Consider the following 25,491-nt stretch of genomic DNA (forward strand, 5'->3'; position numbering starts at 1 on the left):
CGTGGTCCGGGCGATGACGTGTGCTCACCCACGGCCGTGCCGCATGCGCCGACGCGAGTCTCCGGGGGACCGAACCCGGACATCACCAGTATCCGATCGGTCGCACGATCGTGATCCAGACTGGTCCGGTCGGGAAACTTCCGGTGACGTGCGGTGACTTCCGGTGTTTTCCCGAGTCGGGATCTCGTCGAATGGGGCACGATCGTTACAGCCACACCCGACGAGTCGGAGGTCGCATGCACGCTGACGCCGCTCCGATGAGCCCGGTCCCCGGTCCGGCCGTCCTGCACGAGCGGGACGATGACATCGCCGCCGTCGAGGGGATCGTCGACCGGTCGTTCGGCGGGACCGGGGGGCTGGTCGTCGTCACCGGGCCGCTGGGTGCCGGGCGCACCGCCCTGCTCGCGGAATGTGCGCGGCGGGCGGCGGAGCGCGACGTGCTGGTCCGACGGGCCCGCGGGGCCGCCGCCGAACGCAGGTACGGGTTCGGGGTCGTACGCCAGCTCCTGGGCGGCGACGCACCGGACCTGTTCCCCGCGCCGGAGCACCCCGGTTCCGGGCCGGCCGGATCCTCGGACGCCGTGTCCGAGGCTCTGCTGGAGGTGCTGCGGGACCTCACCTCGGCCCGGCCCGGCCTGCTGCTCGTCGACGACGTGACCCGGGCCGACCCGGCCTCGTTGCGGTGGCTCGCCCACCTGGGCCGGCGCTCGGCCGGTCTCCGGGCGACCGTCGTGCTCGCCGTCCCCGACGGCGACGTCCCGGTCGGCGACACCGCGGTCGGCGAGCTCCTCGCCCGCGCCGACGTCGTCCGCCCGCTGCGCCCGCTGACCCCCGAGGGGATCGCGGGCGTGGCCCGGGCCCGGCTCGGGACGAGGGCCGACGACGCGGTCGTCACCGCCCTCGGCGAGGTCTCCGAGGGCAACCCGCTGTTCCTCGACGCGGTCGTGGAGGAGCTCCGGGCGGCGCCGTCCGACGGACGCCGGGTGAGCGGACACCAGGTCCGCGCCTGTACGCCCGCGCGACTGCGGGACCGGATGGCGGCCGCGGTCCGGCTGCTGCCCGAGCCGACCCGGCGGTACCTCGCCGCGCTGGCCGTGATCGGGGACGTGGCCGACGACGTCCTGCTCGCCCGCCTGGCCGAGCTGGACCACGCCGACGCCGACGCCGCCCGGCGGGTGGCCGGTGAGGCCGGGTTGATCCGCCCGGGCCGGCGCCCGCGGTTGCGCCACCGGGTGGTCGCCGATGCGCTGGCCACGACCGGCTCGGCCGAGGAACGGCGGCAGACCCACCTGCGTGCCGCCACGTTGCTGCACAACGACGGCATCCGACCCGACCGGGTCGCGTCGCACCTGCTGACGGTCACCAGCTCCTACCCCCGGTGGGCGATCGGCGCGTTGCGTGAGGCGGCCGTGCTGGCCACCCGCCGCGGGGAACCGTGGACCGCGATCCGCTACCTCCGCCACGCACTGCTGGCCGACGCACCGGAGGCCGACCGCGCCCAGGTGCTGGTGGAGCTGGCCTCCCTGGAACGGTCCGTCGACGCCGGCCTGGCCCTGCGCCGCGTCGTCGCGGCGGTCCCGCTGCTGGCTCCGCTCACGGCGCGGGCGGACGCGCTGTGCCGGGCGATGCCGCTCACGCTCGAGGGCGCCGCCTCCTCGGTGCTCGCGATGCTGCGTGGCGTGGCCGAGGAGCTGGACGGCGTCACCGATCCCGACCCTGCCACCCGGGAGCTGGCGCTGCGGCTGCGGGCCCGTGTGCTGTACGCCGACCGGCACCGCCCGGCCGGCGTGACCGCTGCGGTCGCCCGGCTCGACGAGCTCGAGCGGCAGCCGGGGGGGCTTCCCCTGGACACTCCCGGGGAACGGGAGCTGGCCTGCGTCCTGACCCACGCTGCCGCGTTGAGCGGCCGCCGGACGGCGGCCGCGGTGGCCGCGGTCGGCCGGACGATCCTGGCCCGCGAGCCGTCGGCGCAGCACGTGCACAGCACGATCGGGCTCGTGGTGGGGAGCCTGTGCATGGCGGACGCGCCCGAGGAGCTGACGGCCTGGCTGGGGGTCGCCCTGGACCACGCCAGGGCCGAGGGGGCCACGGCGACCGAGGCCGTCGTACGGGCCGAGCTCGCCGCCGTGCTGGTCTGCTCGGGCCGGATACCCGAGGCGGAGGAACAGGTCCGGCTGTCGTTCGAGCTGTTCGGGGAGGCCGACGAGGACGCGCTGCTGCCGGGCCTGATCCTCGCCGCGGTCCTGCCCGGCCTGCAGGACCGGGCCCCGGCGGAACACATTCTGGCCCGGTACGGGGCTGCGGCCGAGGTGCCCGAAGGGTTCGGGGCGTGCCTGCAGATGCTGCGAGCGCGGGTCGCCCTGGACGCCGGGGACCCGGACGCGGCCCTGGAGTACTGCCTCGACGCGGGCCGGCGCTTCGAACGTGCGGGCTGGGACGGCGCCGCCGTGGCCTGGCGCCCCTGGGCGATCGAGATCCGGCGAGGTCTCGGCCAGCTGTCCGAGGCGCGCGCACTGGCCGAGGAGGAGCTGGTACGCACCCGGGCCTGGGGAGCCCCGCTCCAGCTCGGCCGGGCACTGCGGGTGCTGGGTGAGCTCTGTGGGCGGGACCGGGCCGAGCCGTTGCTGACCGAAGCGGTCGAGGTCCTGCGGAGCGCGAACGACGACCGGGAGCTCGCCCACGCGCTCCGGTCACTGCACGCCCTGCCCGACCGGGTCGGGCATCCGCCACCGGACGGGTCATGTCCGACGACCGTGCAGACCGCCGGGTTCACCCCGTCGGTGCTGGTCGACCTGTCACCGGCCGGACGACGGGGCGGGCACTCCGGGGCGACCTGGGCCCTGACCCGGTCCGAACAACGGGTCGCCCTGATGGCGGCGCAGGGGCGCACCAACCAGGAGATCTCCGACGTGCTCGGGGTCAGCGTGCGAGCGGTGGAGAAGCACCTCACCGGGGTCTACCGGAAGCTGAGGGTGTCCGGCCGGTCGGCCCTGGGCCGGATGTGGGAGGACGGGTCCGATCTCTCCGCCTGAACCGGGCCGCGGCCCCGTGGACGGGGCGCCGCTGCTGGAGCGGCGGGCCGAGGTCGACGCACTGCGGGAAGCGGTGGCCCACGCCTGCGCCGGGCGGACACGGGTCGTCGTCGTCACGGGTCCCGCCGGGTCGGGCAGGACCCGGCTGCTCGACGTCGCCGACGGGCTCGCCGCCGCCCACGACGCCCTGGTCCTGCGCGCCGGGGGTGGTACCCGGCATCCCGGCCGGTCGCCCTTCGCCTTGGCACGTGACCTGTTGCGCCGCAGCGCCGCCGGGCCCACTACCGACGCGGCGGCCCTGCTGCGCGACGCCGCCCGCCGGGCACGCACCGAAGGGGCCGCCGGGACGGACGTGGCGGCGATACTCGGTCTGGTCCGGTCGGTCGCCGGCCTGACCGCGGAGTCGCCGGTCGTCCTGCTCGCCGACGACCTGGACCGCGCCGACCCGGAGTCCGTCCGGTGGCTGGCGCACCTGGCGCATCACGCCGACGGACTGCCCCTGCTCGTCGTCGGGTCGGTGCACAGCACACCGGGCGCCGGGCCCACGGCCCGGGCGCTGGACGAGCTGGCGTCCGCGCCGGGCGTCGGACACCTCGCCCCCGCCCCGCTCTCCCGCGACGCCGTCCGTTCCTGGCTGCACGCCGCAGCCGTCGTCCCGGCCCATCCCGAGGTGCTCGACGCGTGCGTCGGCGCGACCGGCGGGAACCCAGCCCTCGTGGCCCGGGTCGTGCAACGGCTCGCCCACCCGGCGCCGGTCACCGACGCCGCGGACCGCATCCACGGGATCGGCGCCGCGCTGGCGGTGGAGGGCGTGTCCGCGGTCCTGCGCGACCTGTCACCCGAGGAGATCGCGCTGGCCCACGCGGTCGCCGTCCTCGGTGAGGACACGGCGCCCAGAGCCGTCGCCCTGGTCGCAGAGCTGGACGACGTGGCCGTGGACCGCGCCGCCGCGCGCCTGTCGGCGCTAGGGATCCTCGACCGCGACGGGCGACGGTTCCGGCACGCGGCGGCCCGCACGGCCGTGCTCGGGACCCTGTCCGACGATCGCCGGTGCCGGCTGCGGGCGTGGGCGGGGCGGGTACTGGAGTCCGAGGGCGCCCCGCCGGAACGCGTGGCCGTGCAGTTCCTGGACGCGGGGCCGCCGGCCGACCGGGGCGTGGTCGAGCTGATGCACGGTGCGGCCTGCCGGGCGCGGCAGCGGGGCGCTCCCGAGCTCGCTGCGTCGTTCCTGGTGCACGCGCTGCGCGGGAACGTGCCGGACCGGACGCGTGCGGCCCTGCTCCTCGACCTCGGGATCACCGAGCGGCACAGCGCGCCCGGCCGCGCGCACCGCCACCTCACCAGGGCCCTGTCGCTCAGCGGGTGCGCGCGCGAGCGTGCCCGGGTGATCACCCTGCTCGTCGCGTTCCACACCGGGCCCGACGCCGAAGGTCTGGTCGGGCTTCTGGAGCGCGGCCTGCGCGACCTCGCCGCCGCCGTACCGGAGTCGGGTCCGGAACCGCCCGGTGACCGGGACCTGCGGCTGGGTCTGGAGGCGTTGCTCCTCTACGCCTCGGCCGAGGACAGCGCGCAGATGGCGGCGGTGCGGGACTGGGGCGACCGGACCGATCCGCACACGCTCGGCTGTGGGGCGGGCGCGAGTGCGTTGCGGAGCGCGCACGTGTTCTATTCGACGCTCCTCCTGCGCACCGACGCGGCCGAGTCGGCCGTGCTGGCCCGCGGCGCCCTGGACGGGGCGCTCGACGAGAGCGAGGCACTCCAGCCGATCCGGATGGGTGCCCTCGGTGTCCTGGCGTGGACCGAGGCCGACGACACACTCGCGCCCCTGCACGAACGCGCCCTCGCCGACGCCCGGAGGCAGCAGCGGCCCGAGTTGCACGCGTCCCTGCGCGGGGTCCGCTCGATGCTGCACCTACGGTGCGGGCGGGTACCGGAAGCACTCGCCGACGCCCGTGCCTCGCTGGACGTGCTCACCGGGGAGCTCAGCGGCGAGACCCGACTGATGATCCTGCACTGTGCTGTGCTCGCGCTCATCGAGCTCGGGGAGGTGAACGAGGCCGCGGCGCTGGTGCACCCGGCGAACCTGGAGGGGACGTCGGACCGGTCGTGGCGGTGGAGCTGGCTGCTCGACGCCCGCGCGGCCGTACTGGCGGCGCGGGGACGCCCACGAGAGGCACTGGCGCAGGCGCAGGAGGCCGGACGGCGCCTGCGCAACGTCGGCATCGTGAACCCGGCCGCGCTGGGCTGGCAGGGGCGGACCGCGTTGCTGCACCACGAGCTCGGTGAGCACGCCGCCGCCCGGGCCGTGGCCCTGGAGCACCTCGGGCTCGCCCGCCGATGGGGGACCCACGGCCACGTCGGCGCCGCGCTGCGCGTGCTGGGCGTGGTGCAGGGCGTCAGTGGGGGGCTGAGGTCACTGCAGGACGCCGCGGTCGAACTGGGCCGATCGCCGCGGGTGCTCGACTCGGCGCGGTGCGCCGTCGATCTCGGGGTAATGGTCCGGGAGATCGGAGACGAGGCGCAGGCACGAGTGCTGCTGCGCGAGGGAGTCGACCTCGCCGAGGGGTGCGGGGCGCGGGTGCTCAGCAGACGCGCCCGAACCGAGCTGACGGCGGCGGGGGGCCGGGGGAGACGACGGTCCGGTGGCGTGTCGCTCACCCCGGCCGAACTCGAGGTGGCCCGACTTGCGGCTGCGGGCGCAAGCAACCGCGATGTCGCCGCGTCGCTGGGCGTGAGCCGACGCACGGTGGAACTCCACCTGACGCGCTGCTACCGCAAGCTCGACATTCCAGGGCGTGCCGAGCTCGCCAGGGCGTTGCGTCGTCGGGTGCTCCCGCAGCCGGGAGAGAGCGGGTGACCCCGGCCGCGAGCCTCCCGGTACCGCGACCACGCAGACCGGGCCTCTGTGCAGGTTCCGTCAGGTAACGCTGAGGAGCGGCCGTTCGATCTCGGTGCGGTAGGCGGGAGGATCGCTAGCGTCACAAGGATGCGAGCTCGACGAGCCCACCACGACCGCCGCGCCGACACTCGCGCGGGTCTGTAACAGGAACGGTGGCTCCGGCGTTGTTTGTCAGTAGTGCTCGGCGGACGGCCAGCGGTCACTGAAAGTGATCGCGAAGGCGTTGATCACCGGCTTCCAGCGAATCGTCCACCGTGCACGCCCCTTCCCGGTCGGGTCGAGGCCGCGGGTCACAAGATACAGGCATGTCAACGCGGCCGCCTCGCTGGGGAAATGCCCTCGCGCTCGTACCGCTCGGCGGTATCGGGCGTTGAGTGATTCGATCGCGTTCGTCGAGCACAACACGGCACGGATCTCAGTGTGGTAGTCGAGGAACGGCACGAATTCGGGCCAGGCGTTGCGCCACAACCGGATCATCGCCGGGTAGGTTCGACCCCATTTCTCGTCGAGGTCGTCGAGGGCGGCCAGCGCCGTGTCGGCGGTGGGTGCGGTGTAGATCGCGCGAATGCCGCGTTCGATCGCATCGGTGTCGCGCCGCGAGGTCAACCGGAACGAATTCCTGATCAGGTGCACGATGCATGTCTGAACGATGGCCTGCGGCCACACGTTCTCCACGACTTCGGGCAGGCCCTTCGATCCGTCGCAGACCAGGAAGAACACATCGCGGACACCGCGGTTACGCAGATCGGTCAGCACCCCGAGCCAGAACTCCGCAGCCTCCCCGCTACTGCCGGCCCACAGGCCCGGCACGTCCTTACGGCCGTCGACGGTGACGCCGATCGCGGCGTAGACGGGTCGGTTGGCGACCTGCCCGTCGCGAACCTTGACCATGATGGCGTCCACGAACACGGCGACGTATACCGCATCGAGTGGCCGCGACACCCAGTCCTGCATCTCGGTGATCACCGAGTCGGTGATCCGTGAGACGGTCTCCTTCGACACCGGCGCCCCGTAGATCTCCGAGACATGCGCCGAGATCTCCTCGGTCGTCACACCCTTCGCGTACAGCGACAACACGATCTCATCGACATCCCCAACCGCCGTTGCCGTTTCCGCACGATCCGCGGTTCGAACGTCGGGTCGCGGTCTCTCGGGACCTCGATCTCGACCTCGCCGACAGCATCGGAGATGACCGTCTTCGACCGGTGACCGTTCCGGTTGTTCGTCGATTCCCGGTCCGGGTCGGCCCGGTTCTTGGCATGGCCGAGGTGCTCGGTCATCTCTTCGCCGAGCGCGGTCTCCAGCACGTTCTTGGTGAACAGCTTCAACAGCCCGTCCGGGCCGGTCAGCTCCAGCCCGCGCGCCCGCGCGTCGGTCACCATCGCCGCCGCGGCGGCCTGCTCCGGGGAGAGCTGACGCCATGAACCCGTCTCATCCTTGGCTGAACCCACAAAGTCCGATGTCATCACTCACAGTGCCCATCCCACCGGACATCAGCCCGGTTGTCGGGCCGGACCCACCGTTCCGTGCACAGGCCCGAACGCCACCGTCGTCGAGGCGTGATCGATAGCGCTGCCGTCCTGATCGACCCATGCTAAGCTGCTGGGTCGGGTCGGGTCAGTCGGCGTCGCGGAGGAACAGGACGGCGTCGAGTTCGTCGAGCAGGTCGTCGTCGATCGGGAAGTAGCCGGGGTGGCTCGTCGCTCGTGCTGGGCGTCCGGTGCGCAGGTCGCGCAGCTCCTGCCCGGCGACGAGCCGGCTGCCCGGAGGGAACGCGGCGAGCGCACCCTCCGCAGTCGACGGGTCGGGCTCGCCGATGCTGTGTTCCCCGGCGTGGCCGACGGTCGTCGCGATCACGGCGTACCCGTCGCCGAGCCGGGCGGCCAGATGCGCTCCGGCGGGCTGCCAGCGCAGCATCGTCGGTGGGACGTGGACGCCTGCGATCGTGACTCCGCCCCAGGCCATCGTCGACGTCCCGGTGCGCAGGTGTTGGTGGTGGGCGAACAGCAGCACCGGTGTGCGCCGGGCGAGTGCCGCGACGTTGTCGGCCATCATCGTGTCCCGCAGTGCGCACAGGAGCCCGGCGCGGTCGTCGGATGGGCGGGCCATCGCGGTGTGGTGGGCGAGCAGACCGGTCGCGGTGCGCGCGGCCAGCTCGGCGTCCTCGAGGCCGGGGTCGCCCGCGCGGCGCAACGCCGGTGCCTCGACCTCCAGGGTCCGGGTGAGGTCGTCGGCGAGCAGTCGCACCTCGCGCACCCGCTGCTCGCCGCCGACCGAGCGGTCCGGGTCCAGCATCGCCATCGGCTCGGCCCACGGTTCGTCCGCGCCGAGGAGCCGGGTCAGCGTGTCGCGGTCGCACGGCAGAGCACGGTCCAGGTCTCGGCCGCTCAGGTAGTCGTACAGATGCAGCAGCGTGGCCCGCGGGCTCGGGGTGGCGACCATCTCCATCGGGCCGTCGAAGCCGGTGACCCGCACCTGGTCGCCGGCCGGGAGACCGGCGTTTCGCTCGCGCGCCCAGCGCACCAAGTCCCGGTTCGCCGGCGAATCACCGAATCCGTGACTGAACCCGTGAGCCATGACCTGGTCCTCGGTCAACCCCTCGCAGCCCGGGGTGTGGCGGACCCAGACGTCCACGAGGCGACCGGCCCAGGCATCGCTCTCCAGTGCGATCGTCCGGAAGCCGGCGTGCTCGACGAGGTGCTCGAACACCTCGTTGCGCACCCTCGGGAACGCCTCGATGCCGTGTACCGGCTCGCCGAATCCGAGCACCTGGGGCATCGCGCGGCGATCGGTCAGTAGGCGGTACACGAGCGCGGCCGGGTTCGAATCGTGTGTCGTGGTCATGTCCCTGAACGGTATCCTTGAACCTTCTGTGGGGACTTTGCACTTATCAGCACTGGGAGACTGCCCAAAACCCTCAAGCGGAGCGATAGTATGCGTTCGATCGACCTCGCCCGTGAGCACGGTCTGTCGACGCAGGCCGTGCGCAACTACGAGGCCGCCGGCATCCTGCCTGCGGTGCGGCGCACATCCTCGGGATACCGGGCCTACACCGAGCAGCACGCCCGCGCGCTGCGGGCGTTCCTCGCGCTGGTGCCAGGGCACGGACACGGCACCGCGCGGGCGATCATGGTCGCCGCCGTCGATGGGCGGACCGCCGACGCGCTGGAGCTCATCGACCACTCACACACGGACCTGACGGAACGACGCAGGGTGCTGGACGGTGTGCGACGTACCTTGTCCGGGCTGACCGATGTCGACGTCCCGCCCGGGCCGGGGATCCCGATCGGCGCGCTCGCCCACCGGCTCCAGGTACGGCCCGCGACCTTGCGGCGCTGGGAGTCTGTCGGGCTGCTGCGACCCGCGCGCGACCGCGCGGGACACCGCACCTATCACCTAGCCGACGTTCGGGACGGGCACGTGATCCGGGAGCTGCGTCGCGGCGGGCACCCGATCCCTCGCATCGCCCCGCTGCTCGACGAGCTCCGCGCCGCCGGGGACACGGCCGCGCTGTCGGCGGCCCTGGACGAACGGCGTGGAGCGCTCACCGCTCAGGCTCGCGCCATGCTCCGCGGAGCGGGCCTGCTCGATGCATTTCTGTCGGACACGGCATGTCTCCCGATGTCGTCGTCCTGATGCGAGAGCGCGGTCTCGCGACGTCGTCGTAGTTCTTGGGCGCCGCGCGTCCTTGGCTGGGGCTCAGCGCGATGATGCGGCGCCGTCGACGATACGGCGCTGATCTGTTCGGGCATCTGCGGCAGGGTCAGCATCGGCACGCCGTGGTAGATCGCTTCCATGGTCGAGCCCATCCCGGGGTGGGACTCGGTCCGACTCCTCTCCGCCAGTCCGGGACCGATGAGCATGCCGGACGCGAGCGGTCGGACGGGTGTTCCGTGCGACACCGCCGGCCCCCGCACCGTGGCTGCCGACGGCGCAGTGCACCGTGCCCTCCCCGGGCAAGGCCCGGGCTCTGCCGGGACATCGCCCGGCAGTGGGTCGACCTGCGCGTCCAGTCCGGTACGGAGCACGTGTCTCGGTGGTCACCCGGCAGCGGGTCAGTCGGTGACCACTCCGCCCGAGTCGCCGCCGGGACCACCGACCGCCGGTCGTCGGCGGCTCCGGTAGGCGGCGACGCTGGCGCGGTGGGCGCAGGTCCGTGTGCAGTACTGCTTCGAGCCGTTGCGTGAGAGGTCCACGAACGTGGCCCGGCACGACGCCCCGGCGCAGACCCCCAGGTGGTCGGGGCCGAGCGTGGTGATCACGGCCGCGAGCGCCCCGAGGGTGACGGCGGCCAGGTGGGCCGCAGGGCGGTCGGCGTCGGCGACGACGTCGGCCCACCACCCGTCCTCGTCCCGGCGGATCGTGGGGACGACGCGGTGGCGGCGCAGCCCGGCGTTGACGATCTCCGCGGCGCGGTCGGCGTCGGCGCCGGCCGTCTCGAGCACGGCGCGCACCGTCGCGCGCACCGCCCGGACCTCCGTGAGATCGGCGTCGGTGAGCGGAGGCGACACGTCGCGCTCAACGGCCGGCAGATGGTCGACGAGGAAGGTCCGCAGCTGCGGCAGGGTCTCGAGATCGTCCTCGCCACGGAACGGCCGCCAGGTGTTGGCCAGGTCCACCGCCGTGGCCACCCTGGCCGGGGTGTAACTCGCATTCCGCATTCGACGTATCTCCCGGCGCCTTCTATCGTGACACTCGTAGCAGCTCTAGCGTGTCACAGGAAGGGGGCGACGTGGCTGTCGAACGGTTCGAGGTGACCGTCGCCGAAGCCGAGATCGCCGATCTACGCGACCGGCTGCGACGGACGCGCTGGCCCGAGCGCGAGCCGGTGGCGGACCGGTCGCAGGGCCTGCCGCTCGCCGAGGCGCAGGAGCTGTGCCGCAGCTGGGCCGAGGACTACGACTTCGGGTTCGCCGAGCGGGTGAACGCCTTCCCACAGTTCCGCACGGCGATCGACGGCCTCGGCATCCACTTCCTGCACGTCCGTTCGCCCGAGCCGACCGCGTTCCCGCTGGTCCTCACGCACGGATGGCCGGGATCGGTGCTCGAGTTCCTCGAGGTGCTCGGCCCGCTGACCGACCCGCGCGCGCACGGCGGGGACCCGGCCGAGGCGTTCCACGTCGTCGCGCCGTCGCTGCCCGGCTACGGGTGGAGCGACAAGCCCTCGACGACCGGCTGGGGTGTCGAGCGGACGGCGCGCGCCTGGGACACGCTGATGGTGTCGCTGGGCTATCCGCGCTACGGCGCGCAGGGCGGTGACTGGGGATCGGCGGTGTCCGGCGCGTTGGGCGAGGTGGCGCCCGACCGGGTCGCCGGCGTCCACGTCAACCTCGGCTCGGTCGCGCTGGGTGGGTTCGACGATCCGACGCCGGCGGAGCGCGCCGCCGCGGAGGCGGAGCAGGAGTTCGCCCGCTCCGGGCGGGGTTACTCGGCGTTGCAGTCGACCCGTCCGCAGACGATCGGCTACGCCCTGACCGATTCGCCCGCGGGGCAGGCCGCCTGGATCGCCGAGAAGTACCTGGCCTGGACCGATGAGGCGAGTGCGGTGTCGACGCAGGCGCTGCTCGACGAGATCTCGGTCTACTGGTTCACCGCCTCGGCGACCTCGTCGGCCCGGTTGTACTGGGAGAGCTTCGCCCGGTTCCGCGACCCGGTGCACGCACCGTCCGGACTGTCGGTCTACCCGCACGACATCACCCGCCCCTCGCGACGGGAGGCCGAGCGGCGGTTCACCGACCTGCGCTGGTTCGCCGAGCTCCCGCACGGCGGCCACTTCGCGGCGCTGGAACAGCCGGCGTCGTTCGTCGAGCAGGTGCGCGGCTTCTTCCGTCTCGTCCGGTGAGCGGTGCTGCGCGGCGTGGCCTCCCGGCCTCGGGCGGCCGGTGCGGGCCGGTCGTCCCGGTGGTCACTGGTTCCTGAACTCGTGTGGTGAGACGCCGAACCGCCGGTGGAACACCCGGCTGAAGTGCGCCGGATCGGGCAGTCCGCACCGGCGCCCGATCGTGGCGACGGACTCGCGGCGACTCCCCGGGAGGTGAGCGCCCGCACCCCCGCCTGCAATCGCTCCTCCCGCATGAGGGCGGCGACCGTGTGCTCCTCACCGGCGAAGACCCGGTGCAAGTGGCTCACGGAGAGCCGCACGCCGCGGCGATCGTCGCGGGGGACAGGTCCGGGTCCCGGAAACGACGCCGGACGAGGGCACGGACGAGGGCGACGGGGACCCGGGAGGGCTCGCCGGCCGGGCCGGTGGGGGCCAGGCGGGAGACCGCGGCCAGCAGCGGCTCCTGCAGGGCCAGGGCGTCCTCCGGGTCGGCCCAGGTCCGGTCGGGCAGGACGAGGGAGTCCACGAGGTGGCGCACCGCCCCGGCCAGACCGTCGCGGGCGGACCCGGGCCGGACCGTGCAGGGTGGTGTCCACTCCGTCGGGCAGTCCCAGGAGGCCCTTGGGCATGAGCAGGATCGTGTAGTGGAGGGAGCCCCGGGTGCGGAACTCGAAGGGCCGAGCACCGTCGTAGAGCAGGAAGTCCCCGGGCGTGAGCGTCGCCGTCCGCCCGTCCTGCTCGACGACCGTCGTGCAGCGGTTGACGAAGAGGAGGTTGAGCTCCTCGGGGTCGCCGCCCCGCCGGATGTCGCCGTCCCGGCGCCGGAACGTGTGCTCGGTCCCGGCGATGCGTCGGACCCTGGTGTCGCCGATCTCGCGGAACCGGATCCGCCCCTGCACCTGCTGGCCCGCCGGGACGACCAGGAGCGGCACGAAGCGGTCGCACACGCACTCGTGCCAGTACTCCAGTCGCTCGCGGGCGGGAACGACCCTGGTGTCGACCTCCACGCCGACCAGTGGACCACCGGGCGCGCCGGTCGGGGTGCAGCGGCGTGACAGGTCTTGTCAATGCATCGCCTCGCGTTGACGCATCGAGAGTCGAGGTCGGAGGGTCCCGCCATGACCGACGCAGCAGACCCCACCACCACGACCCCCACCACCGACGACCGGCCGCTCTACGACCGCCTGGGCGGCTTGCCGGTCGTCACCTTCCTGGCCAAGACGCTCGTGCAGCGGGCCATGCTCAACCCCACCATCGGCCACATCTGGAACCACACGACCCAGTCCGAGGTGCAGGGGGAGATCACCAGCTTCGTGGAGTTCCTCGGGGAGCCTGGGGCGGCCCGCACACCTACACCGGCCGCGACATGGCCACCGCGCACCGCGGGATGGGCGTCACGGAGGAGGAGGAGTACTGGACCGCGCTCTTCGACGAGATCGTCATGCCCGCCTACGCCGAGTTCGGCCACCCCGAGCGCGAGGCGAAGGAGATCGACGAGTTCCTCCGCTCGTTCAAGGAGGTCGTCGTCGGCAGCCCCACGTTCAAGGAGGTCCTCGTCGCGAACCCCGAGATGGACGTGTTGGCCGGCATGGAGAGCGTGGGCGTGCACTGGCCTGCTTCCCGCGCCGCGGGCTGACGAGGCACCGGGAGCACCGCATGGGTGAGCACTACAGGGGCGAGAACGGACGCGACGGCGACCCGACGGCGTGGCGGATCGACGTGTCACGGGCTGCATCTCCGCGGGCCTGTGCCTGGCGACCGCGCCGGACCACTTCGAGTTCGTGGGGGTCCGGGCCCGCCCCACCGGTGAACCGGTCGACGAGGAGGGCGCCGTCGCGGTCCTCGACGCCGCGGACCGGTGCCCGGCCGCCGCCATCACGGTGGCCACCGGGTCGTCCCCGGCCTGAGCCGTCCGGCGCGCAGGGACCGACCTCCGCGGGCCGACACCATGCCCGCGACCACCTGGTCCGCACCGGCGACCGGCCGCGCAGTGGGAGGGGCGGGCGTGCCCGGGGACGCCCGCCCGCCCCTCCGTGCGCCGTCGGCCGCCCCTGCCACCACATCGGACGGGGCGGCGACCGGCTGCTTCTTCTTGTGATAACTAAGGAAAGTCCGGGCGGTCCTCCTTGACGATCGGAGGTGTTCGGCCTGTCCAACCGAGAGGGACGACGCGTGAACACCAACCCTGTCCTCGTCATGCCCGGAACGGTGCCCGCGCCGCGCGGCGGGATCCTGCACGATCTGCACGCCCGGCACGACGGCGTACGCGAGGTACTCGCCCGGATCGACGCCGCCGCCCGCGGCCTGGACCTCCCCGCGGTGTCGCCACGGCTCGTCGAGGGCGGCGAGGTGGCTCCCGGGCGGGGCCCCGACCTGCAGTACGTGGAGATCTTCGCGGTCAGCATCGCCACCCAGCGTGCGCTGGTCGGGACGGGCGTCGAACCGGCGGCCCTCGTCGGCCAGAGCGTGGGGGAGCTGTGGGCGCTCGCCGCGGCCGGGTACATCTCGGTCGAGGACACGGTCCGGCTCGCGGTGGCCCGGTCCCGCGCCCTCACCCGGCAGGACTGGCAGGGCACGATGATCGCCGTCGGGGTGGACGGCCGCCGGGCCGAGCACCTCGCCGGCCTCTTCGGACACCCCGATCTGGTGCTGGCCTGTGAGAACGCGCCGCACCAGAGTGTGCTGAGCGGCCCGACCGCGCTCACCGCCGACATCGAACGGGTGGCCGCGGCGGCGGGCTGGCCCACGAACCGGCTCGACGTACCCCACCCCACGCACTCGCCCGCACTGGCCCGGTCGGCCAGGGAGCTCCGCGCCGGTGCGCCCCGTGTGCCCTACGGCGGTGGCCGGGTGCGGGTGTGCTCGCCGTGGCTGGGCCGTGACGTCGCCGACGACGACCCCGTGGAGCTCATGGCCGGTGCCCTCACCGCCCGCGTGCGCATCCTGGACGCGATCCGCGAGCTGCACGCCTCCGGCGCGGAGGTGTTCGTCGAGTGCGGCGAACGCGCGGTCGTCGCGAAGATGATCCAGGCGAGCGTTCCGGGCGTGCGGTGCACCGTGCCGTTGGCCGAGCGCGACGCCTCCGCTGTCCTGGCCGGGCTCACGACCGGCACCCCGTCACGGAACGGCGCGCACCCGGGTGCCCCGGTCGTCGTGCGCCCCGAGCCGACCGTCGCCGCACCCACTCCCGCGACGGACCCGCCGGCCGCGGTGGCCACACCGGCGGCGCGCCCCGAGCCGGTCGAACCCGCCGCGGCCCCCTCCGCCCCGGCCCCCTCCGCCCCGGCCCCCTCCGGCGGAGCCCCCTCCGCCGGGGCCCGCGACTACGACGTCGTCATGGCGCAGTTGCGTGACCTCTACGGCGGCTACCTCGGTTACCCGCCGGACCTCCTCGGTGAGGACGACAGCCTGGAGGCCGACCTCGGCGTCGAGTCCCTCAAGCAGGTCGCACTGCTGGGTCAGGTCGCGGACCTGTTCAACCTGCCCGACCTGCGCTCGAACGCCTCGTTGCTGGGTTTCGGCTCACTGCGGCTCATCGCGGACGCCGTCGTGGCCGGCGGAGCGGTCGGCGAGGCTGCGTGAACGGGCACGAGGGCTCCGCGGACGACTTGACGGGGCGGATCGCGCTGGTCACCGGCGCGGCACGCAGTCTGGGTGCCGACATCGTGCGGAGCCTGGCCCGCCGGGGCGCGCACGTGATCGTCAACTACTTCCACTCGGTCGAGGCAGCCCGGGAGCTGGAGGCGGAGCTGAGTGCCGCAGGCCGCTCCTGCGAGTTCATCCGCGCCTCGGTGGCCAAGACCGCCGAGGTGGACCGGATGTTCGACCTCGTCCGGGAGCGGCACGGTGGCCTCGACATCCTGGTGAACAACGCCGCGGCCGGCGCCTTCCTCCCGCTGCTCGACGTCGACGACGTCTACTGGGAACGGGCCTGGCGCACCAACGTCATGGGGCCATACCACTGCGCGCGGCGGGCGGCCGAGCTGATGGACGGCCGTCCGGGCGCGGCGGTGCTGTGCCTGTCCGCCGTGGGCTCCCACCTTCCGGTGCCCGGCTACGGGCCCGGGGGCGTGACGAAGGCGGCCGCCGAGTCGCTGGTCCGCTACCTGGCGCTGGAGCTGGCCCCGCGGGAGATCCGGGTGAACACGGTCCTGCTGGGCTCGGTGGCGAGCGACATCGTGAGATCACTCGCCGACCCGGACACGATCGGTGACCGCGCCGACGACGAGCGGCTGCTCCGGCGCACGATCTCGACGCCGGACGCGGCCGACCTGATCTGCCACTTCCTGCACCCGCACGCCGGGTTCGTCACCGGGCAGACCCTCGTCGCCGACGGCGGCATCGGCCTCACCGGGATGCAGACGCTCCAGCTGCACAGCAACCTCGCCGCGCACGCCGCTCCCGTCCGCGGGACGGCGTCGCCCACACCCGCCGGACCGCCGAGCGGGGACCCCGAGCCGGCGGAGACCGTGACCGGGGCCCCCTCCGAGGAGCCCCGTGCCGACACCGTCGCTGCCGCCGACGACGCCGTCGCCGTCATCGGGATCGGGGTGGCGCTGCCCGGCGCGAACGACCGGCGGGAGCTGTGGGACCGGCTGCGCGAGGCCACGCTGCAGGCGAGCGAACCGACCGGCTTCGCGCTCGAGCACTTCCACGCCTCCGACCCCACGGTGCCCGACCGCTTCCACGCCCGCCGGGCCGGCTACCTCACCGGCTTCGTCCCGGATCCGCGCTCGCTCAGCGAGCCACACGGACTGCGCGACCACCCCGGGGTGGCACCGACCGCGCGCTGGTTGCGGCACTGCGCCGTCCAGGCACTCGACGGCGTGCGCCGCGGAGCGGGTGACCGGTGGCTCGCCGTCACCACGGGAGCGCACGACCACATCGGGCTCGGCGACCGGGCCCCGGTGCTGGGGACGCAGTACGCGAGCATGCTCCGCGGGGCGACGGCAGCCGACCCGGACGGTGACTGGCTCGGTGAGATGGCCGAGCACGCGGTGCTCGCCCACTACTCCGGCAGCGGTGCCGACCCGCTTATGCACCAGCCCGCGTCCGTCTCTCGGGTGGCACTCGGCGGGCTCGTGCCCGACGACGCCCGCCACCTCACGCTCGATGCAGCCTGCGCCAGCGGCCTCTACGTGCTCGACGCCGCCGTGAAGGCACTGCGGGAGGGCTCCTGCGACGTGGCGCTCGCCGGCGGCACCTCGGTGGCCGAGCCGACCCTGCTGACCCTGTTCTGCAAGGCCCAGGGCATCACCCCCAGCGGCCGGGTGCGCCCGTTCGACCGGGACGCGGACGGGACGCTGCTCGCCGAGGGTGCGGTGGCGCTCGTGCTGAAGACCCACGCTAGGGCCGTCGCGGACGGCAACGAGATCCTGGGGCTGGTGCTCGGCACCGGCCTGGCCGCCGACGGCCGGGGCAAGGGCATCCATGCCCCGGCCGAACGCGGTCAGGAACTGGCGATTTCCCGCGCCTGGTCCGACGCCGGTGTCGGAGCCGACGACCTCGACTGGGTCGTGGCCCACGGCACCGGCACACCGACCGGTGACGAGGTCGAGGTCCGAGCCCTGCTGGCGCGGCTCGGGCAGGGCCCGCGCACCTGCCTGCTCACCTCCAACAAGCAGGTCTTCGGCCACACCGGTGTGCTCGCGGGGCTCGTCTCGGTGGCGCACGCGCTCACCGCGATCGAGCACGGGGCGATCCCGGCCCAGACGGACCGGATCGTCCCGCACGCGCTGCTGGACGGGGAGGAACGGCTCGGGGTGCCCGTCACCGAGGTCGACTGGCGGCCCTCGGACCGGCCACGTGTAGTCGGCGTCTCGTCGTTCGGGCTCGGTGGCGCCGACGCGCACGTCGTGCTGGCCGACCGCGTCCCGACCCCGCGGCCCGCCAGGGCGATCCCGGAGGACCTCGTCGTCGTCGGCTGGAACACACACCTGCCCGGCTCCGACCGCGACGCGACCGCTGCCTGGCTGGCGGGTACCGGGCCCGGTCCCTCGGCGGGGTTCGGCGACCCGTACCCCGTCCCGTCGCCGCGCGAGGTGCGGATCCCGCCGCGCACCACCGCGCACATGGACCCGAGCCACCTGATGATGCTGCAGGCGGTGGACCCGCTGCTGGCGCAGCTGGGCGACGCGGCCGCGGACCTGCGTCCCGACACCGCGCTGCTGATCGGGTCGGCGCTGCCCAGCAGGCACGCCACCCGGATGGCCGTGCGGGTGCACGCCGCCGAGTGCGCCGACGCGCTCGGCCTGCTGCCCGACCCCGACATGGTCGCGACGCTGCGTGAGCGGCTCGCCGCCGCCGTCGACGCGTCCGCTCCCGACATCAGCGAGGACGACTTCACCGGTGCCGTCTCCTGCATCGCGGCCGGCCGGGTGACCAACTACGACGACCTGCAGGGATTCGGCGTCGCCGTCTACGACCACCGGGACTCCGGCACCGCCGCACTCGACCTCGCGATGCGTCAGCTCCGCCACGGGGCCTGCGAGCTGGCGCTGGTGGGGGCCGTGAGTGTGGCACCGGTCCGGGGCTGGGACGGACATCTCGGTCCGCTCGTAACGGACGGGGCGACGATCGCGGAGGGCGCCGCCGTCGTGGCACTGGCCCGGCGCTCGACCGCCGAGCACCACGGTCTGCCGATCCTGGGAACGGTCGCGACGGCCGGCCCGGCGGCGGTGCCGCCCGCGCCCCCGGCGCCCGATCGCACCTACCTCGCCGTCGACGCGCTGTTCGCGCTGCTGCACGGTGTCGTCACCGGCCGCGAGACGACCGTCGGCGCGAGCGACCCGGCCACACCGGGCCTGCGCTTCACCGGCGTACGGCCCGCCGACGCACCGGAACCCGACATCGGTACCCGGGGCACGGTGGACCTCGTCGACATGCCCGTCCCGACCGGGGCGACCCCGCCGCACCCGGTCCCGCCGGGCACCGTCGTCGTCACCGACTCCACGGACGTCGTGGCCGCGCTGGAGGGCTGCGTCGACGTCGCCGTGTGGACGACCGACGCCGTCGCCGCGGAGGACGCGGCCGGCGCGCTCGCGGAGCTCCCGTTCGTCCCGGCCCACGTGCGGGTACTGACGCGGTTCACCGACCGCGGTGACGCCCCCACCGACGCCCTGCGCGCCGAGACGCTGCAGGACCTGCTCCTGACCACGGCCCAGGCCCTGCTCCCGGCCCTGCGCAACGGCGGAACCGTCGGCGCCGCGCTGCTCGACGCCCTGCCCGGCGACCGTCCGCACCCGCTCGCCGGTCTGTTCACCGGGTTCGTCCGCTCGGTCCGGGCCGAGATCACCCAGTGCGGGGGAGCCGCGCTGCTCACCGCGGCGCCCGACGCGCTGACCGCGCTGCACCAGCTGGCCCGCGCGAGCGGCGACGCCGGTCCGCTGCACACGGTCGCGGCCCGCGGGGACGGGAGCTGGGCCCGGATGGACGTCTGCCCGGACGGCGTGCCCGCCGGCCCGGGCGGGACCTCGCTGGCCCCGGGCTCAGTCGTCGTCGCGTTCGGCGGCGCACGCGGGATCACGCCGGAGCTGCTGCACGCGCTCGCCGTCCGCGTCGAGCGGCCGCACGTCTACCTGATCGGCCGCACCCCGGTCCCGGACGGCCCGCCCACCGAGCCGGCACCCCAGGCGGAGTTCATCGCCGAGCAGCGACGCCTGCATCCCGAGCTGAGCCTGCGCGAGCTCAAGGCGCGGTACGACCGTCTCGACGCCGCCCGGGAGGTACGGGCGACACTGCGGCGGCTCGCCGAGGTCTGCGGTCCCGACCGCGTGCACCACCGCGTCTGCGACGTGCTCGACGGCGAGGCCACCACCGCCGTCCTCGACGAGATCCACGACCGGCACGGCCGCGTCGACCTCGTGGTGAACGCCGTGCTCGACCTGCGTCCCCGCGCGCTGCACGCCAAGGCGCTCGCCGACTTCCGGGCCGTGCGGGCCACGAAGGCCACCGGCTACCGCAACCTGAAGCACGCCCTCGCCGGACGACCACCGACGATCCTCGCCACCTTCAGCACCCTCGCCACGGTCGCGCCGGCGCCCGGCGACGTCGACTACTGCGCGGTGAACTCCTACCTCGAGTACGCCACGGCCGCCGCCGACCGGGACCTGCCCACGGGGCACCGGGAGATCGCGATCCTCTGGAGCGGCTGGAAGGACGTCGGTGTGGCCAGCGGCGTCGCCATGGAGGAGACGCTGCGGCGCAACAACATGGACGCCTACATCACGCCGGCCCAGGGGTGCGCGCAGTTCCTCTCGTCGCTGGCCCACCCGCCGGCGAACGGACTGACGTTCTTCCTGCGCGGGCCGGAACGGGCCATGCTCGCCCGCCGGGGCATCGGACCGGACGCCCCGCCGATGCCGCCCCCCGACGTCCCGCCCCCCGCCGTACCGGGTCCGGAACCGGCCTCGCCGCTCCTCGACGGCATCACGATGGAGGGCCGGTCCTGGGTGGTCGCGACGAAGACGTGGGACCCCCGCACGCTCGACGAGCGGGACGGGCGGTGGATGCGTCACCACCGGGTCAACGGCGCCGTCGTGCTCCCCGGCACTTTCGCGCTCGAGGCCGCCGCGGCCGCCGCGTCCCGGCTTCGGCCGGACATGGTAGTCACCGGTTTCCGTGACCTCGCCTGCCACGCCTCGGTGACGGTACGGCCCGACGGTCCTCCCCGCACCGTCACGGTCTCCGCGCGGGTGACGACCGAGGATCCCGCCGGGGCCCGGGTGTCGGTCCGGGTCACGACGAACCGGATCAGCTCGACCGGGAAGGTGCTCCGGTTCGGCGACCTCTGCTACGAGGCGGACGTCCTGCTCGCCCCGGTCCGCCCCCACCTCGGCCCGGCGCCGGACCTGCGGGCGCACACCCCCGTCCCGGGGTTCCGGATGCCGATCTACGACGGACATCCCGTACTGGCGCTGAGCGGGCCGTTCGCCGGGACCTCGGCCCACGCCCACGGGCCGGGCGGGACGAGTGCACTGTTCTCGTTCGACCACGCGGGGTTCTCGGCCGAGCTCGGCGGGACGACTGTGCCCTCGATCCTGATCGACGCGCTCGCTCACCTGCTGCTCGTGCCGCGGGACGGGGCCGAGGGCGAACCACCGGTGCCGGGCCCCCTCGCCGGTATCGCCGAGGTCGATCTGGGGTGTGCCGGCAACGACTGCGACCTCGCCGCTCGCCACCCGGTCGTCCGGCTCGGCCACGACACCGCGTCCGGAGTGCTCACCGCGGCCGCCGACGACCGGGTGCTGGTCCGGGTCCGCGGCGTCACCGCCTTCTCGAGCAGCGAACCGGGGCGCCTGGTCCGTCCGGGGGCCGACGACCACCGGCCCGTCCCCGCCTGAGGAGGCACTCGTGCTCTGGTCCGACGTGAACATCGCGGGCAGCGGGTCGTGGATCCCGCCCATCCGGCCGCGGGCAGGTGCCCGGCCGGACACCCCCTCGGCGGCCGACGCCAACGGGTTCGGCTCCGCCGCCGTGGCCACGGGCGACACAGCCGTCGGGATGGCGGCACGCGCGGCGCTGAAGGCCCTGCGGCACGCCGGCGCCGTCGGCTCCGACCTGAGCCTGCTCGTGCACGCGAGCTTCCAGGACGTCGACCACTACACCCCCTCGCCCTACCTGCTGCGTGCCCTGGGCACCACGGTGGCGACGGGGATGGAGATCGGCGCCGCGAGTGACGGCGGTGCAGCCGCGCTGGTCACGGCGGCCGAGCACCTCACCGCACGTCCGGACGCACGGGCGGCGATGGTCACCGCGGGGTCCCGCTTCCCCGCCGAACGCTGGGACTTCGTCCACGAGATCGGCTACCTCGCCGGTGACGCGGGCGGGGCCGCGGTGCTCACCCGCGCGCCGGGCCGGGCCCGGCTGGTGGCGACCGCACACGCCGCGGTGCCCCGTCTGGAGGAGATGAGCAGGGCCGCGGCCGGCGTGGCGGGCGGGGCGACGGGCCGGCGCATGGCGGTCGAGGAGACGGGGCTCGCCCCGCACGTCACCTCCCTGCAGGAGGCCACGCGCTCCTGCGTCGAGCAGGTGCTGGACGAGGCCGGTCTCGGACCGGCGGACGTCGCGCACATCGCCGTCGTCGCGATCGGGTCGGCGGTGCTGGACGTCCTGCTGTCGGGGCCACCGTTGCACGCCCGTGCGGCCGACACGAGCTGGACGTTCGGACGCCACGTCGCCCATGCCGGACCGTGCGACCTGCTGCTGGCCCTCGACCGGCTGCTCCGCGGCGGGACGGTCGTGCCCGGCGACCGCGTGCTCGTGGTGAGCTTCGGGCTCGGGTTCCGCTGGACCGTCGCGGTCCTGGAGATCACCGCGCCCGTCCCCGGACGGACCGCGGCATGACCGCCCCGATCCCCGAGTTCCCCCTGCCGCGTGCGGCCGGCTGCCCGTTCGACCCGCCGCCGGAGCTGCTCGGACTGCATGCGCGCGGACCGGTCGGCCGGGTCCGCATCTGGGACGGCAGCACGCCGTGGTTCGTCACCGGACACGCGCTGCAGCGCGAGCTGCTCAGCGACCCGCGGGTCAGCGCCGACCCCACCCACGACGGCTATCCGCACGTCACGGCAGGGATCAAGGCACGCCACGCCGACGCGCGCTCCTTCATCACCATGGACGATCCGGAGCACCGGCGGCTGCGCCGGATGCTGACAAGCCCGTTCGCCGTACGGCGGGTCGAGGCCCTCCGGCCCACGATCCGGCGGATCGTCGACGAGCGGATCGACGCGATCCTCGACGGACCGCGTCCCGTCGACCTCGTCACGGCCTTCGCACTGCCCGTGCCGACGATGGTGATCTGCGAGTTGCTCGGGGTGCCCTACGCCGACCACGAGTTCTTCCAGCGGTCGAGCCACGTGCTCATCCACCGGTACTCGACGGTGGATCAGGTGCTCGCGGCGCAGCGCGGGCTGGTGGGGTACCTGGAGGACCTGATCGCGCGGCGGCTCACCGACCCGGCCGAGGACATCCTGTCGCGGATGGCGGCCCGGCACGTCGCCACTGGGGAGCTGACCTCGTCCGAGCTGGCGTCGATGCTCCTGCTGATCCTCGTCGCCGGTCACGAGACCACGGCCAACATGATCGCGCTGGGCACGCTCGCGCTGCTCGGCCACCCCGAGCAGCTCGCGGCGTTGCGCACCACCGAGGACCCCGCGCTGGTGGTGGGCGCGACCGAGGAGCTCCTGCGGTACCTGCCCATCGTGCACTCCGCGCGGCGCCGGGTGGCGCTGGCCGACATCGAGCTCCCCGACGGGACCACGGTCCGCGCCGGCGACGGCATCGTGCTGCCCAACGACGTCGGCAACCGCGACCCCGAGGCCTTCCCCGACGCCGAGCGGCTCGACATCCGCCGCGACGCCCGGCACCACGTCGCGTTCGGCTTCGGCCCGCACCAGTGCCTGGGGCAGCCGCTCGTGCGGGTCGAGCTGCAGGTCGTCTACGGCACGCTCTACCGCCGCATCCCCACCCTGCGCCTCGCCGTCGAGGCGTCCGAGGTGCGGTTCAAGCACGACGGCCTGATCTACGGCGTCCACGACCTGCCCGTCACGTGGTGACCGGACCCTCCGAGACAACGAGGTGACCATGCCCCGCCCCCCCGTCGATCCCGCTCGCACCCGGCGCGCTGCCGGTGCTGGGCCACGCGGTGCCGCTGCTGCGGGACGCGCTCGCGTTCACCTCGTCGCTGCCCGCGCTCGGGCCGCTGGCGCGGATCCGTCTGGGCCCCTTCTCGGTCGTGATGGCCTGCGACCCGGACGTGACCCGCAAGGTCCTGCTCGACGACCGCACCTACGACAAGGAGGGCCCGGTGATCGAGCGGATCCGCGAGGTCGCCGGCAACGGCCTGTCGACCTGCCCGCACAGCAGCCACCGCCGGCAGCGGCGGTTGTGCCAGCCCTCGTTCCAGAACGACCGGTTCCCCGGCTACGCCGAGGTGTTCGCCGCGACGGCCGAGGCGAGCAGCAGCGCGTGGCACACCGGGCAGCACCTCGACGTCACCCGCGAGATGATGACTCTCACCGCCCGCGCGACCATGGAGACGATCTTCAGTGGTGAGCTGCCCGCGGATGTGGTCGACCGGAGCATCGACGACACGACGACGCTCGTACGGGGTGTGTTCCGGCGGATGCTCACGCCGCCGCTGCTGAGCCGGCTGCCCATCCCGTTCAACCGCCGGTTCGACGAGGCCCGCGCGCGGCTCCTCGACGTCGTCGCGACGATCGTGGCGAACCGCCGCGCCGACCCCACCGATCACGGCGACCTCATGTCCTCGCTGCTGGGGGCGGTGGACGACGGCGCGACCCTCACCGATTCCGAGCTGGCCGACCAGGTGCTCACGTTCTTCATCGGCGGCACCGAGACCGCCGCGAACACGCTCGCGTGGGCGCTGCACCTGCTGGCCACCCACCCCGACGTGCAGGAGCAGGTCACGGCGGAGGCACGGGCAGCGGACGGAGTCCGGCCGCCGCCGCTCGACGGTGTCACCGGCCGGGTCCTCACCGAGACCCTGCGGCTGTTCCCGCCCGCGTGGCTGTTCACCCGCACCCTGACCGCGGACACCGAGCTGGGCGGGGTCGAGCTGCCGCGCGGGACCGTGGTGGCCGTCAGCCCGTACCTGATCCAGCGCCGCGGTGACCTCTACCGCGACCCCGATCGGTTCGATCCCGGCCGGTGGGTCGACCGGGCTCCCGACCGCAGTGCCTACCTCCCCTTCGGCGCCGGCGCCCGCAAGTGCATCGGCGACCGCTTCGCACTGACCGAGATGGTCACCGCGCTGCACGCGGTCCTCCGGCGCTGGCGCGTCGAGCCGCTCTCACCGGAGCCGTTCCGGCCTTCGGCGGAGGCCACCATCACCGCACGCGGCCTGACCCTGCGGGTCGTGGCACGGGCCGCCGCACCGGCGGTCGGCGAGCCCTCGGCAGGGGCCGGGTGCCAGGCATGACGGCGGGCTACGGAGCGGGTCACCTCGACCACGACGAGCCGCTGGAGCTGCGCAGACTCCGGGCCCACGAGGAGTTCGCCGACGCAGGTTCCCGACGGGCCCTCGACGGACTGGACCCGATGCCCGGCTGGCGGTGCCTGGAGCTCGGCGGGGGGACCGGGTCGGTGGGGCGCTGGCTGGCCCGGCGCTGTGCGCCGGGCGAGGTGGTGGTCACCGATCTCGACACCACCCTGCTCCCGACCGACGTCGGGAACCTGACGCCGTTGCGGCACGACGTCCTGCACGACGACTTCCCGGCCGCCTCGTTCGACCTCGTGCACGCCCGCGCCCTGCTGGAGCACCTGCCCGACCGGGCCGCCGCGCTGGCCAGGATGGTGGGGTGGACCGCGCCGGGCGGGTGGGTCTGCGTCGACGCCACACTCCGCATCACCCCGCCCGGCGGCAGCCGCACCGCCTTCCACCGCTGCCTGGAGGGGCTCTCCCGGCTCGCGTCCGGCCGGATGGGCGCCGACATCGGGTGGGCCACCGGCCTGCCGCTGATGCTCGCCGAAGCCGGGCTGGTGGAGGTCGGTGTGCTCTGCACCCCGGGCGTCGTGGGGTCGACCGGCAACGCCACCAGCCTCGTCCGTGTCTCGCTGGAGCAGTTCGGCCCGCTGCTGCGCGAGCACGATCTCGTCTCCGACGACGACATCTCCGACTGCCTCGCCCTGCTCGACGACCCCGGGCATGCCGACCTGCCGTTCCTGCTGATCTCCGCCTGGGGCCGGCGGCCCCGCCCGTGAGCACCCCCACCACCACGGAG

At 74.1% G+C, this 25,491-nt stretch carries 16 protein-coding genes and 2 pseudogenes; 12 read left to right on the forward strand and 6 right to left on the reverse strand.

Going from position 1 to position 25,491, the window contains the following annotated elements; all coding sequences use genetic code 11:
* The first annotated feature begins 236 nt into the window (after nt 1-236).
* Complete coding sequence (locus tag XF36_RS05125) at nt 237-3,032, forward strand: helix-turn-helix transcriptional regulator (protein ID WP_060711097.1); 2,796 nt, start codon at nt 237-239, stop codon at nt 3,030-3,032.
* A gap of 16 nt (nt 3,033-3,048) precedes the next feature.
* Nucleotides 3,049-5,889, forward strand: a complete 2,841-nt coding sequence (locus tag XF36_RS05130) for an AAA family ATPase (RefSeq protein WP_060711098.1) — start codon at nt 3,049-3,051, stop codon at nt 5,887-5,889.
* Between the two features lie 213 nt (nt 5,890-6,102).
* Here XF36_RS05130 and XF36_RS05135 read toward each other — a convergent pair.
* Both XF36_RS05135 and XF36_RS05140 read right to left on the reverse strand, forming a co-directional pair.
* Nucleotides 6,103-7,313 (reverse strand): annotated as a pseudogene (locus tag XF36_RS05135) (IS256 family transposase).
* Nucleotides 7,314-7,548: 235 nt separating this feature from the next.
* A complete protein-coding gene (locus XF36_RS05140; RefSeq protein ID WP_060711099.1) occupies nt 7,549-8,775 on the reverse strand; it encodes an erythromycin esterase family protein in 1,227 nt (408 codons plus the stop codon).
* A 90-nt stretch (nt 8,776-8,865) separates the two neighbouring features.
* Here XF36_RS05140 and XF36_RS05145 point away from each other — a divergent pair, with 90 nt between their 5' ends.
* Nucleotides 8,866-9,567: a MerR family transcriptional regulator gene (locus tag XF36_RS05145; protein ID WP_060711100.1), complete on the forward strand. Its 702-nt coding sequence runs from the start codon at nt 8,866-8,868 to the stop codon at nt 9,565-9,567.
* Between the two features lie 419 nt (nt 9,568-9,986).
* On the opposite strand, the gene XF36_RS05150 is transcribed toward XF36_RS05145, so the two are convergent.
* Nucleotides 9,987-10,592, reverse strand: coding sequence for a CGNR zinc finger domain-containing protein (locus tag XF36_RS05150; RefSeq protein ID WP_060711101.1), 606 nt, complete (start codon nt 10,590-10,592; stop codon nt 9,987-9,989).
* A 71-nt stretch (nt 10,593-10,663) separates the two neighbouring features.
* Between XF36_RS05150 and XF36_RS05155 the strand changes: the two genes are divergently transcribed.
* The gene (locus XF36_RS05155; protein WP_060711102.1) at nt 10,664-11,773 is read left to right on the forward strand and encodes an epoxide hydrolase family protein; all 1,110 of its coding nucleotides are present in this window, start codon (nt 10,664-10,666) and stop codon (nt 11,771-11,773) included.
* A 63-nt stretch (nt 11,774-11,836) separates the two neighbouring features.
* Here XF36_RS05155 and XF36_RS35445 read toward each other — a convergent pair whose 3' ends face one another.
* The 3 genes and pseudogenes from XF36_RS35445 to XF36_RS35450 form a co-directional block, all read right to left on the reverse strand.
* Complete coding sequence (locus XF36_RS35445) at nt 11,837-11,992, reverse strand: AraC family transcriptional regulator (RefSeq protein WP_145981582.1); 156 nt, start codon at nt 11,990-11,992, stop codon at nt 11,837-11,839.
* A 64-nt stretch (nt 11,993-12,056) separates the two neighbouring features.
* Nucleotides 12,057-12,278: a hypothetical protein gene (locus tag XF36_RS31330; protein ID WP_145981264.1), complete on the reverse strand. Its 222-nt coding sequence runs from the start codon at nt 12,276-12,278 to the stop codon at nt 12,057-12,059.
* Nucleotides 12,279-12,414: 136 nt separating this feature from the next.
* Nucleotides 12,415-12,759, reverse strand: a pseudogene (locus XF36_RS35450) (AraC family transcriptional regulator); the annotation flags it as partial.
* A 359-nt stretch (nt 12,760-13,118) separates the two neighbouring features.
* Between XF36_RS35450 and XF36_RS30090 the strand changes: the two are divergent.
* The 8 genes from XF36_RS30090 (at nt 13,119) to XF36_RS05205 (ending at nt 25,471) form a co-directional block, all read left to right on the forward strand.
* On the forward strand, nt 13,119-13,388 hold the full coding sequence (locus XF36_RS30090) for a hypothetical protein (RefSeq protein ID WP_060711105.1): 270 nt from the start codon (nt 13,119-13,121) through the stop codon (nt 13,386-13,388).
* Between the two features lie 70 nt (nt 13,389-13,458).
* Nucleotides 13,459-13,659, forward strand: a complete 201-nt coding sequence (locus XF36_RS05175; protein ID WP_060711106.1) for a ferredoxin — start codon at nt 13,459-13,461, stop codon at nt 13,657-13,659.
* A 265-nt stretch (nt 13,660-13,924) separates the two neighbouring features.
* On the forward strand, nt 13,925-15,334 hold the full coding sequence (locus XF36_RS05180) for an acyltransferase domain-containing protein (RefSeq protein WP_060711107.1): 1,410 nt from the start codon (nt 13,925-13,927) through the stop codon (nt 15,332-15,334).
* A complete protein-coding gene (locus XF36_RS05185; protein ID WP_060711108.1) occupies nt 15,331-21,093 on the forward strand; it encodes an SDR family oxidoreductase in 5,763 nt (1,920 codons plus the stop codon). The genes XF36_RS05180 and XF36_RS05185 overlap by 4 nt, the downstream gene beginning before the upstream one ends.
* Before the next feature lie 10 nt (nt 21,094-21,103).
* Nucleotides 21,104-22,096: a 3-oxoacyl-[acyl-carrier-protein] synthase III C-terminal domain-containing protein gene (locus XF36_RS05190; protein WP_060711109.1), complete on the forward strand. Its 993-nt coding sequence runs from the start codon at nt 21,104-21,106 to the stop codon at nt 22,094-22,096.
* The gene (locus XF36_RS05195) at nt 22,093-23,304 is read left to right on the forward strand and encodes a cytochrome P450 (protein ID WP_060711110.1); all 1,212 of its coding nucleotides are present in this window, start codon (nt 22,093-22,095) and stop codon (nt 23,302-23,304) included. Before XF36_RS05190 ends, XF36_RS05195 begins: the two co-directional genes overlap by 4 nt.
* A gap of 74 nt (nt 23,305-23,378) precedes the next feature.
* Complete coding sequence (locus XF36_RS05200; RefSeq protein WP_202968477.1) at nt 23,379-24,689, forward strand: cytochrome P450; 1,311 nt, start codon at nt 23,379-23,381, stop codon at nt 24,687-24,689.
* A complete protein-coding gene (locus XF36_RS05205) occupies nt 24,686-25,471 on the forward strand; it encodes a class I SAM-dependent methyltransferase (protein ID WP_060711112.1) in 786 nt (261 codons plus the stop codon). The genes XF36_RS05200 and XF36_RS05205 overlap by 4 nt, the downstream gene beginning before the upstream one ends.
* Nucleotides 25,472-25,491 lie beyond the last annotated feature (20 nt).

Origin of the sequence: Pseudonocardia sp. HH130629-09, from assembly GCF_001294645.1 — a bacterium.
Classification (GTDB): Bacteria; Actinomycetota; Actinomycetes; order Mycobacteriales; family Pseudonocardiaceae; genus Pseudonocardia.

Bases quoted from the DNA above. Each gene is read 5' to 3' on its own strand.
- XF36_RS05195 (WP_060711110.1), top strand. From the start codon at position 22,093: ATGACCGCCCCGATCCCCGAGTTCCCCCTGCCGCGTGCGGCCGGCTGC.
- XF36_RS05145 (WP_060711100.1), top strand. From the start codon at position 8,866: ATGCGTTCGATCGACCTCGCCCGTGAGCACGGTCTGTCGACGCAGGCC.
- XF36_RS30090 (WP_060711105.1), top strand. From the start codon at position 13,119: ATGGCCACCGCGCACCGCGGGATGGGCGTCACGGAGGAGGAGGAGTAC.
- XF36_RS05205 (WP_060711112.1), top strand. From the start codon at position 24,686: ATGACGGCGGGCTACGGAGCGGGTCACCTCGACCACGACGAGCCGCTG.
- XF36_RS05150 (WP_060711101.1), bottom strand. From the start codon at position 10,592: ATGCGGAATGCGAGTTACACCCCGGCCAGGGTGGCCACGGCGGTGGAC.
- XF36_RS05125 (WP_060711097.1), top strand. From the start codon at position 237: ATGCACGCTGACGCCGCTCCGATGAGCCCGGTCCCCGGTCCGGCCGTC.
- XF36_RS05140 (WP_060711099.1), bottom strand. From the start codon at position 8,775: ATGACCACGACACACGATTCGAACCCGGCCGCGCTCGTGTACCGCCTA.